This is a genomic window from Kocuria palustris (genome assembly GCF_016907795.1).
In the GTDB taxonomy this organism is placed as follows: domain Bacteria; phylum Actinomycetota; class Actinomycetes; order Actinomycetales; family Micrococcaceae; genus Kocuria; species Kocuria palustris.
The window spans coordinates 798,919-817,841 of record NZ_JAFBCR010000001.1 but is presented as its reverse complement, the minus strand read 5'-3'; the positions used below and the strand labels follow the sequence as shown (position 1 = coordinate 817,841).

At 71.6% G+C, this 18,923-nt stretch carries 13 protein-coding genes; 9 read left to right on the top strand and 4 right to left on the bottom strand.

Translation table 11 applies throughout. The features are described from left to right. Window positions 1–44 precede the first annotated feature (44 nt). Window positions 45–2,210 (bottom strand): acyl-CoA dehydrogenase family protein, encoded by a 2,166-nt coding sequence (locus JOE55_RS03525; protein ID WP_204782050.1) that lies wholly within the window; start codon window positions 2,208–2,210, stop codon window positions 45–47. A gap of 93 nt (window positions 2,211–2,303) precedes the next feature. Continuing rightward, window positions 2,304–3,026, bottom strand: a complete 723-nt coding sequence (locus JOE55_RS03520; RefSeq protein ID WP_153005712.1) for a TetR/AcrR family transcriptional regulator — start codon at window positions 3,024–3,026, stop codon at window positions 2,304–2,306. Between the two features lie 92 nt (window positions 3,027–3,118). On the opposite strand from JOE55_RS03520, the gene JOE55_RS03515 reads away from it, so the two are divergent. From JOE55_RS03515 to JOE55_RS13285, 5 genes are all read left to right on the top strand, one after another. After that, on the top strand, window positions 3,119–4,501 hold the full coding sequence (locus JOE55_RS03515; RefSeq protein WP_204782049.1) for an acetyl-CoA C-acetyltransferase: 1,383 nt from the start codon (window positions 3,119–3,121) through the stop codon (window positions 4,499–4,501). A 57-nt stretch (window positions 4,502–4,558) separates the two neighbouring features. Then, the gene (locus JOE55_RS03510) at window positions 4,559–6,028 is read left to right on the top strand and encodes a 3-oxoacyl-ACP reductase (RefSeq protein ID WP_204782048.1); all 1,470 of its coding nucleotides are present in this window, start codon (window positions 4,559–4,561) and stop codon (window positions 6,026–6,028) included. A 2-nt stretch (window positions 6,029–6,030) separates the two neighbouring features. Continuing rightward, window positions 6,031–7,077 (top strand): MaoC family dehydratase, encoded by a 1,047-nt coding sequence (locus JOE55_RS03505; protein ID WP_204782047.1) that lies wholly within the window; start codon window positions 6,031–6,033, stop codon window positions 7,075–7,077. Between the two features lie 175 nt (window positions 7,078–7,252). Next, on the top strand, window positions 7,253–9,457 hold the full coding sequence (gene ligA / locus JOE55_RS03500) for an NAD-dependent DNA ligase LigA (protein ID WP_239546988.1): 2,205 nt from the start codon (window positions 7,253–7,255) through the stop codon (window positions 9,455–9,457). 516 nt (window positions 9,458–9,973) lie between these two features. Further along, complete coding sequence (locus JOE55_RS13285; RefSeq protein ID WP_204782045.1) at window positions 9,974–10,744, top strand: LysM peptidoglycan-binding domain-containing protein; 771 nt, start codon at window positions 9,974–9,976, stop codon at window positions 10,742–10,744. Between the two features lie 502 nt (window positions 10,745–11,246). On the opposite strand, the gene JOE55_RS03490 is transcribed toward JOE55_RS13285, so the two are convergent. After that, the gene (locus JOE55_RS03490) at window positions 11,247–12,020 is read right to left on the bottom strand and encodes a hypothetical protein (protein WP_204782044.1); all 774 of its coding nucleotides are present in this window, start codon (window positions 12,018–12,020) and stop codon (window positions 11,247–11,249) included. Window positions 12,021–12,324: 304 nt separating this feature from the next. Between JOE55_RS03490 and gatC the strand changes: the two genes are divergently transcribed. From gatC to JOE55_RS03470, 4 genes are all read left to right on the top strand, one after another. After that, window positions 12,325–12,621, top strand: coding sequence for an Asp-tRNA(Asn)/Glu-tRNA(Gln) amidotransferase subunit GatC (gene gatC, locus JOE55_RS03485; protein ID WP_006215007.1), 297 nt, complete (start codon window positions 12,325–12,327; stop codon window positions 12,619–12,621). Between the two features lie 6 nt (window positions 12,622–12,627). Further along, entirely contained in the window at window positions 12,628–14,226 is a 1,599-nt protein-coding gene (gene gatA / locus JOE55_RS03480; RefSeq protein ID WP_204782043.1) for an Asp-tRNA(Asn)/Glu-tRNA(Gln) amidotransferase subunit GatA, read from the top strand. Beyond that, window positions 14,223–15,722 carry an Asp-tRNA(Asn)/Glu-tRNA(Gln) amidotransferase subunit GatB gene (gene gatB / locus JOE55_RS03475; protein ID WP_204782042.1) on the top strand — a complete coding sequence of 500 codons (1,500 nt, stop codon included), beginning with the start codon at window positions 14,223–14,225 and terminating at the stop codon, window positions 15,720–15,722. Before gatA ends, gatB begins: the two co-directional genes overlap by 4 nt. A gap of 107 nt (window positions 15,723–15,829) precedes the next feature. Continuing rightward, window positions 15,830–16,642 carry a CPBP family glutamic-type intramembrane protease gene (locus JOE55_RS03470; RefSeq protein WP_053447695.1) on the top strand — a complete coding sequence of 271 codons (813 nt, stop codon included), beginning with the start codon at window positions 15,830–15,832 and terminating at the stop codon, window positions 16,640–16,642. Between the two features lie 19 nt (window positions 16,643–16,661). Here JOE55_RS03470 and JOE55_RS03465 read toward each other — a convergent pair whose 3' ends face one another. Then, the gene (locus JOE55_RS03465; RefSeq protein WP_204782041.1) at window positions 16,662–18,839 is read right to left on the bottom strand and encodes a S9 family peptidase; all 2,178 of its coding nucleotides are present in this window, start codon (window positions 18,837–18,839) and stop codon (window positions 16,662–16,664) included. Window positions 18,840–18,923 lie beyond the last annotated feature (84 nt).

Here is an 18,923-nt window from a genome sequence, read left to right as displayed (position 1 = left end):
CATCGGTGCGGCCGCGCTGGCGGGCGCGAGCCCAGCCGGTGCGCTCACATGGTCTCGAGCGGCCTGTCCAGCGTGGGATCGGCCTGCGCGGGCGCGGTCTGATCAGAGCTGGGGTGCTCGGCGTCCGAGGAGTCCCGGGACGAGCCCTCGGCCGCGGCGGCCACGCCGGCCGCCTCCTCGGCGGCGCGGTGATCGGCAGCCTCCTGCTGGCGCTGGGCCTCGGCGCCCGAGGCGATCTTGGCGCGCAGCAGCTCCTGCGGGAAGTCGAAGGCCGCCACCACATCCATGATGTGCGGACGCAGGCGCCCGACCAGGCGCTGCAGGTAGGCGTCGACCATGCGACCGCGCATCAGCGACAGCCGGCCGTGGGCCAGGTACCAGTCCAGGTTCTCGTCGATGATGCTCAGCCCGAACAGGTCGCGCAGCCAGATCATGACCTGACGGGTGCCGTCGTCGTCGATCTCATCCAGGGCCCGGGTGAAGGCCTCCCACTGCAGCAGGTGTCCGTGGGCTCGGGCGGCCTCGATGAGGCGGTTCTGGTTGCGGTCGAAGGCGTCGGCGGCTGCCTGCGGGTCGGAGCGGTCCGCGCCGCGCATGTTCTCGGCGGCCTCCTCGACCATGGTGCGCACGCGATCGGAGAGCAGGCCGTGCTGCGTCTCCGGATCGCGCAGGAAGTTGACCGAGCGGCGGGGGTCGCCGGTGTCGCGCAGGACCTGGGAGAGCCCGCGCAGCCCGGAGCGGCTGAGCGTGGTCTCGGCGGCGCGGCTGGCGGCCCAGCGCGCCTTGCCCGCGGCCGGCAGCGACGAGATGCCCTTGGCGAAGTCGCCGAGAAGGCGCTTGGCCACCAGCTGCATGAGAACGGTGTTGTCGCCCTCGAAGGTCGCGTAGACATCCAGGTCGGCGCGCAGCCCGGTGAGGCGGTTCTCGGACAGGAAGCCAGCGCCGCCGCAGGCCTCGCGGCACTCCTGCAGGGAGTCCAGGGCCAGACGGGTGGAGGTCGCCTTGAGCGCGGCGGCCATGGTCTCCAGGTCCTGGCGGGACTCGTCGGTGTCGTTGCGCCCGGAGAAGACGCCGTCGAAGGCCTCGAGCAGCTCGTCGTGGGCGAAGCCCGCGGCCAGGACCTTGGCGACCAGCGGGAACAGGCGGCGCTGGTGCTGGTGGTAGTCCAGCAGCACCGACTCCTCCTTGCCCTTGACCGGGGCGAACTGACGGCGCTGGGAGGCGTAGGTCAGGGCGATGTCCAACCCGGCGCGCGCGGCGATGATCGACGCACCGTCGAGGGAGACGCGGCCCTGGACCAGCGTGCCGAGCATCGTGAAGAAGCGGCGGCCCGGGGACTCGATGGGGGAGGTGTAAGTGCCGTCCTCGGACACATGGCCGTAGCGGTCGAGCAGGTTCTCGCGCGGCACGCGCACGTGGTCGAAGTGCAGGCGGCCGTTGTCGATGCCGTTGAGACCGCCCTTGTGGCCGTCGTCCTCGCCGCCGACGCCGGGCAGGAACTCGCCCTCGTCATCGCGCAGCGGCACGAACAGGGCGTGGACCCCGTGGTTCACGCCGTCGACGATCAGCTGGGCGAACACGACGGCCGCGCGGCCGTGCAGAGCGGCGTTGCCCAGGTAGTCCTTCCAGGCCCCGCGGTGGGGCGTGTGGATCTCGAACTCCTGCGTGCTGGCGTCGAAGGTGGCGGTGGTGGCGATCGAGGCCACATCCGAGCCGTGGCCGGTTTCCGTCATGGCGAAGGCGCCCGGGATCTTCAGGGACCAGATGTCCTTGAGCCAGCGCTGATGGTGCTGCTCGGTGCCCAGGTTCACGACGGCGGAGCCGAACAGGCCCCACTGCACGCCCGCCTTGATCTGCAGCGACGGATCCGCGAGGACGAACTCCTCGAAGCCCGAGAGGTAGGAGGCGGGATCTCCTGAACCGCCCAGGGAGGCAGGCAGCCCGGCGCGCACGGCATCCGACTCGGCCAGGATCGACAGGTTGTCGAAGGTCTTCTCCCGGTGCTCGGACCAGTGGGTGCCCGGGGCGATGTGCAGGCGCGGGTCCGCGGCCAGGCGGCGGGCCTGGCGGCGCTGCTCGGCCCAGCGCCCGGCCAGGATGTCGCGCAGGGCGTCGTGGTGGACGACAGCGCTCTCTGCGGCAGGGTCCAGGTGAGGGCTGGCTGCCTGCTCGGCGGCTGCGGTGGTGCTCTTCTCGGCGACGGTGGTCATGGTGTCCTCCTGCGGTGGGTCGGCCGGTGGATCGGCTCGGCCGTTGTGCGGCCTGTCGGGAGTGCTGGGACGGGTCTGCTCGGGTGCGAGTGCTCAGGGTGAGGCGCGCGCCTGGGTCTGGGAGCCCGCGGCCTCGGAGCCGGGCGGGGTGGTTCCGGCGATGACCCAGCCGGTGACGATCTCTACGAACTCGTCGAGCTGAGGGCGCTCGTCACTGCTGCGGTCATCGTGTTCGGAGAGGCTCCAGGACTCGCCGGCACCGCGCGCCATCCCGACCACGCCGGCGGCCCAGTAGCGGGCCATCGCCGGTTCGAGCCATCGCTCGGTGGGGGCGTGGCGGCGGTGGGCCTCCACCAGCAGATCGGCGACGGCGGCGGCGAAGCGGCCCACGGGGTCCTCGCTCGAGCCGTCCGTGCCCTGGGTCACGAAGCGGTAGACGTCCGGGGCGTTCTCTAGCTGCCAGAGGTACTGCTCCACGATCGTGCGGATCGAGGCGCGGAACGACGGGGCCTCCGCGGCCGCGCTGCGCATGCGCTGGGCCATGCGCTCGACCACATAGGTGGCCAGCTCGCGGCGCAGGCCCTCCTTGTCCTTGAAATAGCGGTAGAAGACCGACTTGGAGGTGCTGCAGGCCGCGGCGATCTCCGCCATGGAGGCGCCGGGGCCCAGCTCGGCGACGGCGCGGCGGGACAGCCGCAGCAGCTCGAGGCGGCGCTGCTCCCGGTGGCGGTTCCATCGGCGGGCGCGGCCATCGGCCTGCTGCGGGTCCTCGGCGGTCCCGAGGCGGTTGCGGTGCTGCACTGCTGAGCGGTTCACGATACCGAGAGTATCAGGTACTCTCGGTATCTAGTGACCCAGATCGCAGAAAGATGCGCGATCGACCGATCCTCGATCCACAGGAGATCCCCATGACCGCCTCTGCAGCCTCCGAGTCCGTTCCCACCCCCGCAGATCTCGCCCGCGGCGCCGAGACGGGGGAGACCGCCCCCCGCCTGCGCTCGGCGTGGGTCGTGGCCGGCGACCGCATCCCGTTCACCAAGTCCGGCGGCGCCTACGCCCAGGCCTCGGTCCAGGACATGTTCACCGCCGTGCTGGACGGCCTGGTCGCACGCACCGGGCTGGCCGGACAGCGCCTGGGAGCCGTCGCCGGAGGTGCTGTGCTCAAGCAGCCCAAGGCCTTCAACATGGTCCGCGAGTCCGTGCTGGGCTCCGCACTGGATCCGCGCACCCCGGGCATCGACGTCCAGATGGCCTGTGCCACCGGCATGGAGACCACTTCGCTGATCGCCAACAAGATCCGCTGCGGCCAGATCGACGTCGGGATCGCCGGAGGTGCCGACTCGGCCTCGGACGCCCCCATCGTCGTGGGCGAGGGCCTGCGCCGCGTGCTGCTCGAGCTGAACTACGCCAAGACCACCGGCGCCAAGCTCAAGGCCCTGTCCAAGCTGCGCCCCGGCGATCTCGCCCCCGTGGCCCCCGGCGTGGCCGAGCCGCGCACGGGACTGTCCATGGGCGAGTCGCAGGCGATCACCGGCAAGAAGTGGGGCGTGACCCGCCAGGCCCAGGACGAGCTGGCCGCCGCCAGCCACCAGAACCTCGCCGCTGCCTGGGACCGCGGCTTCTTCGACGACCTCGTGACTCCGTTCCGCGGCGTCCGCAGGGACACCACACTGCGTCCGGACACCACCGCCGAGAAGCTCGCCGGGCTCTCCCCGGTCTTCGGCAAGTCCCTGGGCGAGGCCACCATGACGGCAGGCAACTCGACTCCCATGACCGACGGCGCCTCGGCGGTCCTGCTGGCTTCCGAGGACTGGGCGCGCGAGCACAAGATGCCGCGCCTGGCCGAGATCGTGGACGTCGAGTCGGCGGCCGTGGACTTCGTGGACGGTGACGAGGGCCTGCTCATGGCCCCCGCCTACGCCATGCCGCGCCTCCTGGCCCGCCAGAGACTTCGCCTGCAGGACGTCGACCTGGTCGAGATCCACGAGGCCTTCGCCTCCACGGTCGTGGCCACCCTGACCGCCTGGGAGGACGAGCAGTTCTGCCGCGAGCGCCTGGGCCTGGACGAGCCGGTCGGCCCCGTGGACCGCTCGCGCCTGAACGTCAACGGCTCCTCGTTGGCGGCCGGACACCCCTTCGCCGCCACCGGCACCCGCATCGTGGCCTCGCTGGCCAAGGAGCTCAAGGCCCGCGCCGTCGAGCTGGGCCGTCCCACCACCGGTGTGATCTCCGTGTGCGCCGCCGGCGGCCAGGGCGTCGTGGCCCTGCTGCGCGCCCAGCCGCAGGACTGACCCGTCGGCAGCACACACCTCCGAGACCTCGCACGCACTCCTTCGAAAGGCCCTCGCATGCCCAAGACCCCGCGCTGGACGCGAACCCTGACCGACCTGCGCTCGTCGCAGGACGCCTACCTGGACGTCGTCGCCACCGGCCCCGGCCGCTCCGTGGCCGGCGCTCTGGGGCTGCCCGCCCCGGTGTCGCTGACCCGCCACGAAGCCGGGAGGCCGGAGAAGCCGCGCACCGTGCTGGTGATCGCGGACGAGTCGTCGTCGGCTGATGCCGATGCCCTCGCCCAGGCGCTGAGCGCTCGCGGGCACGACGTCCGCCGGGATGCCCAGGCCGTCGCCGAGGGATCCGAGCGGATCCAGGCCGCGCTGCTGGTGCTGAGCCAGGCGCACGGGCCGTCGGATCTCACGGCGCCGTCGCTGTCGCTGGGCTCCGTGCTGCGCCGGCTCGACCGCGGCGCCCGCGTGGTGGCTGTCTCCCGTGCGGCGGAGGGCGTGGCAGCAGGCTCGGCCGTCGCCGTGTCGGCCTCGGCCGTCGAGGCCGGGACCGAGTCCGTGCGCCGCAACGCGGCCCGGCAGGGCGCGGTCGGCCTGGTCCGCTCGCTGGCCCAGGAGATGCGCGGAGGGGCCACCGCCAACGGCATCGTGGTGGCGGACGGCGTCGCCGTCGATGCCCCCTCCGTGCTCGGCGGCCTCGACTTCCTGCTCTCCGGACGCAGCGCGTTCGTCTCGGGGCAGTTCCTGCCCGTCACCTCGGAGGCCGGACCCGCCTCGCTGGCTCAGGCCGCGCTGGGGGAGACGCCGCTCGAGGGCCGGGTCATCGTGGTCACCGGCGCCGCCCGCGGGATCGGCGAGCAGATCGCCCGTCTGCTGCACGCGCAGGGCGCCCAGGTCGTGCCGATCGACGTCCCGGCCGCCGGTGACGCCCTGGCCAAGCTGGCCAATGCGATCGGGGCCGCCTCGCTGCCGCTGGACGTGACCGCCGATGACGCCGGCCAGCGCATCCTGGAGCACTGCCGGACCCGGTTCGGGCGGATCGACGGCATCGTGCACAACGCCGGGATCACCCGAGACAAGATGCTGGCCAACATGGATGAGGGCCGCTTCGCCTCGGTCCAGGCCGTCAACGTCGAGGCCCCGCTGCGGATCACGCAGCAGCTGCTGGCCGACCCGCTGGCCCAGGGGCTGCGGGTCGTGGGGCTCGCCTCCACCTCGGGCATCGCGGGCAATCGCGGGCAGACCAACTACGCGGTCTCCAAGGCCGGCGTGGTCGGGATGGTCGCCGCGCTGGCCCCGGAGCTGGCCGCCGGCGGCGGCACCGCCAATGCGGTGGCTCCAGGCTTCATCGAGACGGAGATGACCGCCAAGATCCCCATGGCCCGGCGCCAGGTCGCCCGCCGCCTGAACTCCCTGCAGCAGGGAGGCCTGCCGGTGGACGTCGCCGAGGCCATCGCGTTCCTGCTCTCGGATGCGGCAGCCGGGATCTCCGGGCAGACCCTGCGCGTGTGCGGGCAGAACCTGGTGGGAGCGTGAGCATGCACGACCAGCAGACGCACCTCGACGGCGCCGATCGCGACGTCGTCCTCCTGCCCGAGCTGCCCGCGCTCGGCCCGCTCTACGCCCGGGCGGCCGGAGGATCGGCACTCGGCGCGGGCACCCGCACGGTCCGCGGCCTGTGGGCCAAGGCGGCCGGCGCGATCCCTGGGCAGGGCTCGGGCAGCGCCTCCGCCGGCGGCACTCGGCTCGTGCTGCCGGCGGTGGACCTGCTCGTGGCCGACGTCCTCATCGACGACCAGGCACACCGCGGCTTCTGCGAGGTGGTCGGGGCCCCGATCCGCACGCGGCCCGACGGCGGCGTGGAGGCCTTCAGCGGCTATCTGCACGCGCTGTCGTTCCCCGCAGCCATGGCGCTGCTGACCCGCGAGGACTTCCCGCTGCCGCTGCTTGGGCTGGTGCACCTGTCCAACTCGGTCGTGCACGAGCTGCCGCTGCTGGTGGGCGAGCACGTGGGCATCACGGTGCGCGCTCAGAACCTGCGGCCGCATCGCTCCGGGGCGCAGTTCGACGTCGTGGCGGAGCTGCGCACCGAGGACACCCAGGAGATGGCCTGGACGGGGACCTCCACGTACCTGGCCCGGGGCGTGCGCCTGCCGGAGGAGGAGAAGGCCGAGCAGGCATCGCGTCCGGAGTTCGAGGCGCCGCTGCCCACCGCCCGCTGGCAGCTCGGCGCCGACACCGGTCGGCGCTACGCGGCCGTCTCCGGGGACGTCAACCCCATCCACCTCAGCGGGGCCTCGGCCAAGGCGCTCGGGATGAAGGGCGCCATCGCCCACGGCATGTACACGGCCTCACGCGCCCTGGCCATGGTCGATGCCCCCGCGCCGCTGCGGTGGGACGTCGAGTTCGGCGCCCCGCTGCTGCTGCCCGGCGCGCCGTCCGTGTCGGTTCAGCGCGACGGACGCGGCACCGAGCTGCGCACCGCCGAGGTCGTGGTGTGGGATGCCCGTCGCGGCCGTCCGCACGCCGCGCTCAGCGTGCGCAGGCTCGACGAGCACTCGCGGCGCCGGCACGTCGCCTACTGAGCTCTCCCGGGAGCGCTCTCGGATCGCCGGGGCGGGCAGGATCTGCGGGTCCTGCCCGCCCCGGCGTCGTCGACGCCGTGTCGTCGGAGCAGTGCGCCACAATGACGGGGTGAGCCAGCAGAACAGGACCGCGGCGCAGGCCGCGAAGGCAGCCGAGCAGGACCAGCCCGTCGAGATGTCCGCAGGGGAGATCCCCGCGGACGCCCTGCGGGAGGAGTACGCCGAGCTCGTGGAGCGCGTGCGCCAGGCGCGGGTGGAGTACTACCAGCAGGACGCCCCCACCGTCTCGGACGCCCAGTACGACCAGGACTACCGCCGCCTCGAGGAGCTCGAGTCGCTGCACCCCGAGCTGCAGTCCAACGACTCGCCCACGCAGGAGGTCGGCGGCGAGCCCTCGACGGCCTTCGCCCCGGTGCGCCATCTCGAGCGGATGTACTCGCTCGAGGACGTGTTCTCCATCGACGAGCTGCGCGCCTGGCTGGAGCGTGCCGAGACCCAGGTCCAGACCCTGCACGGGGCCGCCGAGCTGCGCTGGCTCACCGAGGTCAAGATCGACGGCCTGGCCATCAACCTGCTCTACCAGGACGGCCGCCTGGTCCGGGCGGCCACCCGCGGCGACGGCACCACCGGCGAGGACGTGACCCACAACGTCGCCACCATCGCCACCATCCCGCAGCAGCTGCGCGGTGAGGACCTCCCGCAGCAGATCGAGATCCGCGGCGAGATCTTCATCTCCACCCAGGACTTCCAGACGGTCAACGCCCAGCGGGTGGAGGAGGGCAAGGCGCCGTTCGCCAACCCCCGCAATGCCGCCGCCGGCTCCCTCCGGCAGAAGGACCCGGCGGAGACCGCCAAGCGCCCGCTGTCCATGTACGTGCACGGCATCGGAGCCGCCGAGGGGCTGGAGATCAGCGCCCAGTCGGAGGCCTACGACCTGATGGCCACATGGGGCCTGCCTGTAAGCCCGTACTCCCGGGTGCTGAGCAGCATCGACCAGGTCGTGGAGTACATCGATGAGTACGGGGACAAGCGCCACTCCCTGGACCACGGCATCGACGGCATCGTGGTCAAGGTCGACGACCGCGCCACGCAGCGCCAGCTCGGGCACACCTCCCGCACGCCGCGGTGGTCGGTGGCCTACAAGTATCCGCCCGAGGAGGTCCACACCAAGCTGCTGGACATCCGCGTGGGCGTGGGCCGCACCGGGCGCGTGACCCCGTACGGCGTGATGGAGCCGGCCCTCGTCGCCGGCTCCATGGTGGAGATGGCCACGCTGCACAACCAGGACGTCGTGCGGGCCAAGGGCGTGCTGATCGGGGACACCGTCGTTCTGCGCAAGGCCGGAGACGTCATCCCGGAGATCGTCGGGCCCGTCGTCGCCCTGCGCGACGGCACCGAGCGCGAGTTCGTGATGCCCACCCACTGCCCGTCGTGCGGCACCGAGCTGCGCCCGGCGAAGGAGGGCGACGTCGACATCCGCTGCCCCAACGCGCGCTCGTGCCCGGATCAGCTCAAGGAGCGGGTCTTCCACGCGGCCAGTCGCGGCGCCTTCGACATCGAGGCGCTGGGGGAGGAGGCCGCCGTAGCGCTGACGCGTCCCGCCGAGCCCGCCGATCCGCCGCTGACCTCAGAGGCCCAGCTCTTCGATCTCTCCGCCGGGATGCTGAAGGACGTGAAGATCGAGCGGCAGAAGCGCGGCGCGGGGGCCAAGCCGGGAGACACCGAGCTCGTGCCGTACTTCTGGACCAAGGGCAGCGCCAAGCACCCGTCCAAGCCCAGCGCCAACACGGTCAAGCTCTTCGACGAGCTCGCCAAGGCCACCTCCCAGCCGCTGTGGCGCGTGCTCGTGGCGCTGTCCATCCGGCACGTGGGCCCCACGGCGGCGCGCTCGCTGGCCACGGCCTTCGGCTCCATGGACCGGATCCGCGAGGCCTCGGAGGAGGATCTGGCCGCCACGGACGGCGTGGGCCCGGTGATCGCACGAGAGGTCATCGACTGGTTCCAGGTGGACTGGCATCGCGAGATCGTCGAGTCCTGGGCCGCTGCGGGCGTGCGCATGGAGGACGAGGTCGACGACTCCGTTCCCAAGGTCCTCGAGGGCCTGACCATCGTGGTGACCGGCACGCTCGAGGACTACTCCCGCGACTCCGCCAAGGAGGCGATCCTCACCCGCGGCGGCAAGGCCTCGGGGTCCGTGTCCAAGAAGACCGACTTCCTGGTGGCCGGCGCCTCGGCAGGATCCAAGCTGGAGAAGGCCGAGTCGCTGGGGGTCACGGTGCTGGACGAGGCCGACTTCACGCGGCTGCTCGCGGAGGGCCCGGAGGCCTTCCAGGGCCCCTCAGAGGAGGCTGAGGATGCTCAGGTCCATGCGGAGGACTGATTGGTCAACGAATGTGAGCAGCATCTCGCCTGCCTCCTGAAGCCCCGCTGACCTGCGCCGCCGTGGGTCGGACGGGCCTTCGGGCGGGGCTGCGGGCTCCGCTCGAGCTGTCCCCTCAACAGCGGGTCGTGACCTGACCGTGACCTTGCTGTTATGGTGCTGTGACCTCGCGAGGCGCAGCGGAGATCCGGGCGGATCGCGGAGGGAGGGAGCGGCTCTCGCGGTCGTCCCGCTGAAGGGACCTGGATCCTCGGGGGTCAACCTTTCAGATTGGCACAGATCACAGCTCAAAAGGGTTGCCAAGCCGAATCGTTACGGTAATGTGATCTTCGAACTTCCGGAGCGAGCCTGCGGGCATCGATCCAGCTCTTCGACTCCTCGTCGAGGGCCACACGAAATCCAGGTTGCAGTCAGCCGTCATCGCTGTCGACAGCTGCATCCCAGACCCAGACCATTGGAACGGAAAGACAGCGACGCTATGACGCCGGGGACGGCACGAGCGGAGACGGCGCCGTCATGGAGCCTGTCGTGAAGAAGAACATCAAGAACACCATCGTCGCCGGCACCGCCGCTGTCTTCGGCGGCGCGGCCCTCCTCGGTGCGGCTGCCCCCGCACAGGCCGCCGACAAGTGGGACCAGCTCGTCGAGTGCGAGGCCAGCGGCGACTGGAGCGCCAACACGGGCAACGGCTTCTCCGGCGGCCTGCAGTTCACCCCGTCCACCTGGGCCGCCTTCGGCGGCTCCGGCAGCGCTGCGAACGCTTCCGCAAGCGAGCAGAAGGCTGTGGCTGAGCGCGTGCTGGCCGAGCAGGGCTGGGGCGCCTGGCCTTCCTGCTCCCAGAAGCTGGGCCTGTCGGGAGCTTCGGGCTACTCGGGTGCCGCTGCCTCCACCCCGGCCCCGGCTGCTGAGACCCAGGTCTCCACCCAGTCCGTCGAGACCCCGGCTCCGGCTCCGGCCGCTGAGGAGGCCCCCGTGGAGCAGGCTCCCGCCGCTGAGGCGCCCGCCGCCCAGGCCCCCGCCGCTGAGGCTCCGGCCGCCGAGCAGGCCCCGGTCGCTGAGGCTCCGGCCGCCGAGCAGGCCCCGGTCGTCGAGTACACCGCTCCGGCCGCTCCGGTCGCCGAGCAGCCCGCCGTTGCCGGCGCCTACACCGTCGCCTCGGGCGACACCCTGGGCTCCATCGCGGCTGCCCACGGCACCGACTGGGAGACCCTGTTCGCCGCCAACCCGGACACCGTGGCTGACCCGAACCTGATCTTCGTGGGCCAGACCCTGAACATCCCCGCCTGATCCACTCGATCAGCCTCCGCACCGACGGAGAGCCGACGATCATCTGATTGTCAGCAGGGACCGAGAAGCCCCGCAGCGTTCACGCTGCGGGGCTTCTCGCATGTCCTCAGGAAGCTTCGGGACCCCGGGAGCTCGCCGAGCGCCGAGTGGTGCGCCTCTTCCACTGGCTGGAGTCGGCACGCATCCCGCTCAGCGCATCGATCGGCCCCAGATTGTGATGTGGGCGCCTGTGGCACATCGAGTGGTCTCGGGCTGTGCTCACGGGGCCCCGCGCAGATCGAGTGGTGCCGCAGTGCGGCTCTGGGGCCTCAAGCGCACATCACGGGGCCAGTCGATGGGGACCGGCACACGCTCAGGCAACTCGATGGTCGTGACCGCGACGGTGGCTGACGGGAGCACACACGGAGACCGCTCGAGGACGGAGCCGTCGGCGTGCCGATCGAGGAGATCACGCGCGCGGGCCTCTCGATGCGGGCGACCTGCCGGAGGAGGCTGGCGGTGCTCAGTCCTGCGGGTCGCCCGATGCCGAGGGGGTGGTGCCCTCAGCAGGCTCGGTCTGCGAAGCGCTCTCGGAGGACTCGGGCTGAGCAACGTCCGCGGAAGCCTCGGGCTGCGAGGCGGCACGGGAGGACTCGGAGCGAGACGCACCCTCGGAAGGGCGGGGCCGACGCAGGAGGGAAGCCTCGCGCTGCTCCACGGTCGGGTCCTCGAGCTCGGTGGACTTGGCGCCGCCGCGGCCGCCGATCCTGTAGCCCTGGACCAGAGTGAGGCTGACGCCGTCGCGGTGCTCGATCTCGATCACCAGCGCAGGAGCCCCGGAGCGATCCGGGAGTGTGGCCGGCAGGGCGAGTGCTGCGCCCAGCAGCTCCGGGGCCTTCTCGAGAGCCATGGCGCGCAGGGCGGCCTCGGGATCGTCGGAGTGGTGCAGCTCGGTGAGCTCGGCGGCATCCTCGGGCTCGAGCTCGTCGACGGTGGCGCCCTCCTCGGCGGGCTCGATGCTGTCCAGCTCGAACTCCCCGTCGCGGCGCGCGGTGATGAGGAAGGCGGGGAACGCGCCGAAGTCCTCCAGCTGCTGCAGGGCCACGGTCTGCACGTGGGTGGCTATCTGATCGACGGTGTCGGCGGTCGCCTCGGAGACGCCCTGGCGCCAGGCGTTCGCCGCGTCCTGCGAGGGCGTGCGCGCTCCGGGGGAGGGGCGCGTCCCCGCTCGGGCTGCTGCCTTGGCGCGGCGCGCTGCCCCGCGGTCCTTCTTCGGCTTGCCGTCCTTCTTGGCCATGCGGGCCTCCTTCCGCCCTTCAGGGGCAGGTGGTGCGGTGCCCCGGCGATGGGGGCGTCTGTCGTCTGCCTCTAGGGTAGGCGTCGTCGGCATCCCGACGGTGCTACTCGGTGGTCGGGGCCGGGCGCGGCCGCTCCGGTCGGAGCCGGGGCTGTCCGGGTCGGCGGATAGGATGGGCCCCGCTGGCCCCGTCGTCGAGCCTCTGCCGGTCCGTGCCACCGGCAGGATCGCTCCGCGGGCCTCATCGAGCATCACGAGCACGGTGAACACCGAAGACAGCAACACCGAAGAACAAGGAGCGTGCATGTCCGCGATCAGTCGCGATGAGGTCGCCCATCTGGCAGACCTCGCGCATATCGAGATGTCGGAGGATGAGCTGCAGTCGCTGGCCGGCGAGCTCGGCCAGATCGTGCAGTCGGTCGCCTCCGTCAGCGAGGTCGCCGGGGACGACGTCCCCGCCACGAGCCACCCCCTGCCCCTGCGCAATGTGATGCGCGAGGACGTCGTGGGGCAGACGCTCAGCGCGGAAGAGGCCCTGTCGGGCGCACCGGACGCGGAGGACGGGCAGTTCAAGGTCCCGGCCATCCTGGATGAGGACTGAGGCGATATGAGCGAGAACATCATCGAACTGTCCGCGGCCGAGCTCGCGCAGAAGCTGCAGGCCGGTGAGGTCACCTCGGTGCAGGCCGTGCAGGCGCACCTGGACCGCATCGCGGCCACCGACGGCGCTGCCGCGCAGGAGCGCAGCCACGGCAAGGCCGGTCTCAACGCCTTCCTGCACCTCAATGCGGAGGAGGCCCTCGAGGTCGCCGCAGACGTGGATCGGGATCGCGCCGAGGGCAAGCAGCTGCCGCCGCTGGCCGGCGTGCCGATCGCGGTCAAAGACCTCATCGTGACCAAGGGCCTGCCCACCACGGCGGCCTCGCGCATGCTCGAGGGCTGGATGAGCCCCTACGACGGCACCGTCACCGAGAAGCTGCGCGCGGCGCGCATGCCGATCCTCGGCAAGACCAACCTCGACGAGTTCGCCATGGGCTCCACCACGGAGCACTCGGCCTTCGGCCCCACCCGCAACCCCTGGGACCTCACCCGCATCCCGGGCGGCTCGGGCGGCGGCTCGGCTGCGGCCGTCACTGCGTTCCAGGCCCCGCTCGCTCTGGGGACGGACACCGGCGGCTCCATCCGCCAGCCCGCTGCCGTGACCGGATCGGTCGGCGTGAAGCCCACCTACGGCTCGGTCTCGCGCTACGGCGTGATCGCCATGGCCTCGTCGCTGGACCAGGTCGGCCCGTGCGCGCGCACCGTGCTGGATGCGGCCATGCTGCACGAGGTCGTCGGCGGCCATGACCCCAAGGACTCGACCTCGCTGAGCGATCCGGCCGAGGGCTTCGTCGAGGCCGCACGGGCAGGTGCTGCCGAGGGCGGGCTGAAGGGCCTGCGCGTCGGCGTGCTCAAGGAGCTGACCGGCGAGGGCTTCCAGCCCGGCGTCGAGCAGCGCTTCCGCGAGGCCGTCGAGGCACTGGAGAAGGCAGGGGCGAGCGTCGTCGAGATCGAGACGCCGAACTTCAAGTACGCCCTGGGCGCCTACTACCTGATCATGTCCTCGGAGGTCTCCTCCAACCTGGCCAAGTACGACGGCGTCCGGTTCGGCCAGCGCGCCCTGCCCAAGGACGGGCACGTGACCATCGAGCGCGTCATGTCCGCCACGCGCGCGGAGAACTTCGGCGCGGAGGTCAAGCGCCGCACGATCCTGGGCACCTACGCCCTGTCGGCCGGCTACTACGACGCCTACTACGGCTCGGCGCAGAAGGTCCGCACGCTCGTGCAGCGCGATCTGGACGCGGCGTTCGAGCAGGTCGACGTCCTCGTCTCGCCGACCGCTCCCACCACGGCCTTCCCGCTGGGCTCGGTCGACGAGCAGGCCGATCCCATGCAGATGTACCTCAACGACATCGCCACGATCCCCACCAACCTGGCGGGCGTCCCGGCGATCTCGATCCCGGCGGGCCTCTCGCCCGAGGACGGGCTGCCGGTCGGCTTCCAGTTCATGGCCCCCGCTCGTGAGGACGCGCGCCTCTACCGCGCGGCTGCCGGTCTGGAGCGGCTGCTCGAGGAGGCGAACGGAGGCCCGATCTGGAAGGACCTGCCGGACGTCGTCGAAGCCGTGGCCAAGCTGTCGGAGACCACTGAGGGAGGCGCCAAGTGAGCGATCAGATCCTGTCCTTCGAGGAGGCCATGCAGGACTTCGACCCCGTGCTCGGGTTCGAGGTCCACGTGGAGCTCAACACCGCGACCAAGATGTTCGACTGGGCGCCGAACACCTTCGGCGACGAGCCGAACACCAACACCACGCCCGTCTCGCTGGGACTGCCCGGCGTGCTGCCCGTGGTCAACGGCAAGGCCGTGGAGTACGCGATCAAGCTCGGGCTCGCCCTGGGCTGCCAGATCGCCCCGGTCTCGCACTTCGCCCGGAAGAACTACTTCTACCCGGACACGCCCAAGAACTTCCAGACCTCCCAGTACGACGAGCCCATCGCCTTCGACGGCCAGCTCACCGTCGAGCTGGAGGACGGCACGCCGTTCACCATCGAGATCGAGCGGGCCCACATGGAGGAGGACGCCGGCAAGCTGACCCACAAGGGCGGTGCCGGTCGCATCCAGGGCGCGGAGTTCTCGCTGGTCGACTACAACCGCGCTGGCGTGCCGCTGGTCGAGATCGTGACCCGCCCGATCGTCGGAGCCGGGGACCGCGCTCCGGAGCTCGGCAAGGCCTACGTCAAGGCGATCCGCGAGATCGTGAAGAACCTCGACATCTCGGATGCCCGCATGGAGCGCGGCAACGTGCGCTGCGATGCCAACGTCTCCCTGATGCCCAAGGGCACCACCGAGTTCGGCACGCGCTCGGAGACCAAGAACGTGAACTCCCTGCGCGCGGTCGAGCGCGCCGTGCGCTACGAGATCCAGCGCCATGCCGCGGTGCTCAAGGCCGGCGAGAAGATCGTCCAGGAGACCCGTCACTGGCACGAGGACACGCGCTCGACCACCTCGGGCCGTCCCAAGTCGGACGCCGATGACTACCGCTACTTCCCCGAGCCGGACCTGGTGCCCGTGTGCCCGGATCCCGCCTGGGTGGAGCAGCTGCGGGCCTCGCTGCCCGAGCCTCCGGCGCAGCGCCGCGCTCGCCTGAAGGAGGAGTGGGGCTACTCGGACGAGGAGTTCCGCGACGTCGTCAACGCAGGCGTGACCGAGGAGATCGCCGCCACCATCGAGGCCGGCGCCTCCAAGGCCGCTGCCCGCAAGTGGTGGATGGGCGAGATCGCTCGTCTGGCCAACAACGCGGGCGTGGAGATCGCGGATCTGGGCGTCACCCCGGAGCACGTGGCCGAGGTCGAGTCGCTGATCGGCGAGAAGACCATCAACGACAAGATCGCCAAGCAGGTCCTGGGCCACGTGGCCGAGGGCGAGGGCACCCCGGCGCAGATCGTGGAGGCCCGCGGCCTGGCCGTGGTCTCCGACGAGGGCGTGCTGATCTCCGCGATCGACGACGCCATGGCGCAGATGCCGGACGTCGTCGAGAAGGTCAAGGGCGGCAAGGTCCAGGCCGTGGGCGCTCTGATCGGTCCGGTCATGAAGGCCACCAAGGGCCAGGCGGACGCCGGCCGCGTCCGCGAGCTGATCCTGGAGAAGCTCGGGGTCTCCTGAGCCGTCTCGTGAAGGTCGATCGCGCCCGGGAGCCATGCTTCCGGGCGCGATCTGCACTCCGGCCCGGATCGGCATTCCCGGCCCGACGACACCCTGAAGGAGCACACATGACCACCATCTGGAACTACCGCGGCGACGACCGGGCCCTGTGGGCGGTGATCGCCGCGATCGTCGGCTCCTATGTGCTGGCCATGCGCCTGGCGCGGTGGGATGCCACCTGGCAGTGGGTTCCGCTCGCCTTGCCGGTCGCGGTGCTGCTCATCTGGTTCTTCCTGGCCGAGGCGGGTGTGCGTGATCTGGGGTTCCCCGCGCCCAGGGATCGGGGCAGCGCCGCAGCCGGGCCGCTGGGCGGGGCGAGCGCGCTCGTGATCGGCGCTGCGCTCGGTGGCGCCGGGGCGGCGGTCCTGCCGCTGCTCCAGGGCGGCCAGCCCGAGCTGCTGGGCCAGGCGGCGGTCTCGAGGCTCGGCGGACCGGCGGTGGCCGCTGTGCTGGCTGCGGTCGCTGCGGCGGCGCTGGAGATCGTGTTCCGCGGTGCGCTGCTGCGGCTGGCGATCGCACGGTGGTCGTCAGGCACTGCGATCACGGTCTCGGTCCTGCTGGCGGTGCTCGGGCTTCTGCCCGTCATGCTCACGCGCAGCGCAGGCACCTGGTCCTGGCTGGCGGCCTCGGCGTGCGCGGTGGCGGTGCTGAGCCTGATGCTGGCCTGGGCTGCCGTGCGCACCAGGTCGCTGTGGATGCCCCTGGGCTGGGCGGCGGGACTCGCAGGAACGGGCGCCGCCGTGCTGCAGGGCTGGCCTGCTCAGGCCCTCGGGGCATGGGCCGCCGCCGGCGCCGCTGCCGCTGCCGGTCTCCTGCTGATCCCCGCGGTCCTGGTGCTCGAGCGGGTGCGGCCCTCCGGCTCAGAACGCCGGGCGGCGTGAACGGGCGGATTCCTTCGGGTCAGGCCAGCCCCAGGCGCTCCAGGGCCCAGGCGTCCTCCCACGCGTTGTCGCGCCACTGCTGATAGCGCCCCGAGGCTCCGCCGTGGCCGCCGGCCATCTCGATGCGCATGAGGATCTGCTCGCGCTTGTCCGGGTTCTCGTGACGCAGGGCCGCCACCCACTTGGCGGGCTCCACGTAGAGGACGCGGGTGTCGTGCAGCGAGGTCACGGCCAGGATCGGCGGGTAGTCCCTGGCGGAGACGTTCTCGTACGGGGAATAGGCCTTCATGGTCCAGTAGACCTCCGCGGAGTCGAGGGGATTGCCCCATTCCTCCCATTCGAGCGCGGTCAGCGGCAGCTCGGGCATGAGCATGGAGGTCAGCGGGTCCACGAACGGCACCGCGGCCACCGCACCGCAGTACAGCTCGGGGGCCAGGTTCAGCACGGCGCCGACCAGGAGTCCGCCGGCCGAGCCGCCCATCAGCACGACCCTGTCGGCGTCGATGTCCGAGCGCGCGCCCAGGTGCCGGGTCGCCGCGACGACGTCTGTGAAGGTGCGCCGCTTGTGCTCCTTCTTGCCGGACTCGTACCACTGCCGCCCGAGCTCGCCGCCGCCGCGCACGTGGGCGATGGCCCAGACCGCACCGCGGTCCAGCAGCGAGATCCGCGAGTACGAGAACGACGGATCCATGCTGATCTCGTACGAGCCGTAGGCGTAGACCACCGCGGGTGCCGGCTGCGCGGCGTCCCGGCGGCGGATGAGGGTGATCGGGACCCGTGTGCCGTCCTCGGCTTGGGCCCAGTCGCGCTCCACGCTGTAGGCGGCAGCCGAGTAGTCGCCCAGCACCGGCTGCTCGCGGCGCAGGACCGGATCGGGCAGCTCGGTCCCCGGCGCATCCAGGATGAGGTCGAAGACGCGCCGCGGGATCACGAAGGACTCGGCGGTGAAGCGCAGGACGGGGGAGTCCGGCTCAGCGGCGGTGAGGGAGACAGCCGTGAGCTCGCCGGGCACCTCGAGGACATGGGGCTCGGCCTGGCTCTCCGTGCCGAGTCCCTTCAGCGGGAGGATGCGCAGCCCCGGCAGGATGTCCTCACGGACCTCGAGAACCAGGTGATGCTGTGTGGCGGCGAAGCCCAGCACGCGCAGTCCCTCCCTGGGCGCCACGATGTCGATGCCGGGCGGGAATCCGTCGCCGGGCAGTTCCGCCGACTCGCCGGGCAGGTCCGACAGCTCGATCAGGCTCAGGCGTCCATCCGGAGCCTGGCGATCGTGCTGGAGCAGGACGACGTCCCGGCCGTCGATCCGCACGGGCTCCGCCGAGGCGAGAACGCCCGCCCCGCGCGGCACGACCACCTGTGGGGCCTGCTCGCCGGCCTCCTCGATGCGCAGGATCGAGACCTCGGAGTACTCGGAGCACCCGGCCTCGAGCACGAGCCAGCGCCGGTCCGAGGAGAGCTCGGCCCCCAGCCACAGGCCGGGGTCGTCCTCCTGGGCGATGGTGATGTCCTGCTCGAGCGGGGTCCCGAGCACGTGCCGGCGCAGGCGCCAGGGCCGCCAGGTGTCGTCGACCTCGGTGTAGAAGACGGCGTCTCCGGCGGGCGAGAGGAAGGCGCCGTAGGAGGTCTCGGGGATCTCGTCGTCGAGCGTCCGATCGGCGTCGAAGTCGTGGACGCGCACCGTGAAGCGCTCATCCCCGGTGGTGTCCTCGGCCCAGGCCATCCGGGTGCCGTCGTGGGTGATGTCGAAGGCGCCCAGCGACCAGAACTCGTGCGGCTGCGCCCGGGCGTTGCCGTCCAGGAGGGTCTGCTCGCCGGGCAGGGACTGGCCTGCCACGATCTGCGGCGGCTCCCACCCCTCCTCAGCAGCCGGGACGCGGCACTGCACCGAGTGCTCCCCGCCCTCCACGGTGCGCGTGAAGTACCACCAGTCGCCGCGCCGCCACGGCACCGACAGGTCCGTCTCCTGCACGCGGGTCCGGACCTCCTGGAAGAGCTGCTCGCGCAGCGGGGCCAGCTGGGCGGTGGCGGACTCGGCGTAGGCGGTCTCGGCCTCCAGATGCGCGATGACCTCCGGGGACTCCTTGTCCCGCAGCCACTCGTACGGGTCCAGGAAGGCATCGCCGTGGAACTCGCGGACGTGGTCGCGACGCACGGCCGACGGGGGAGCGAGCGGAAGATCCGAGTTCTGGGAGGTCATGGCGCCCATCGTAGGAAGCCCGGCAGACAGTACAGCGAGGTGCTGGCCGGACGCGCCGGCGTCCTTGTGCTGTCGTGGCGCCCG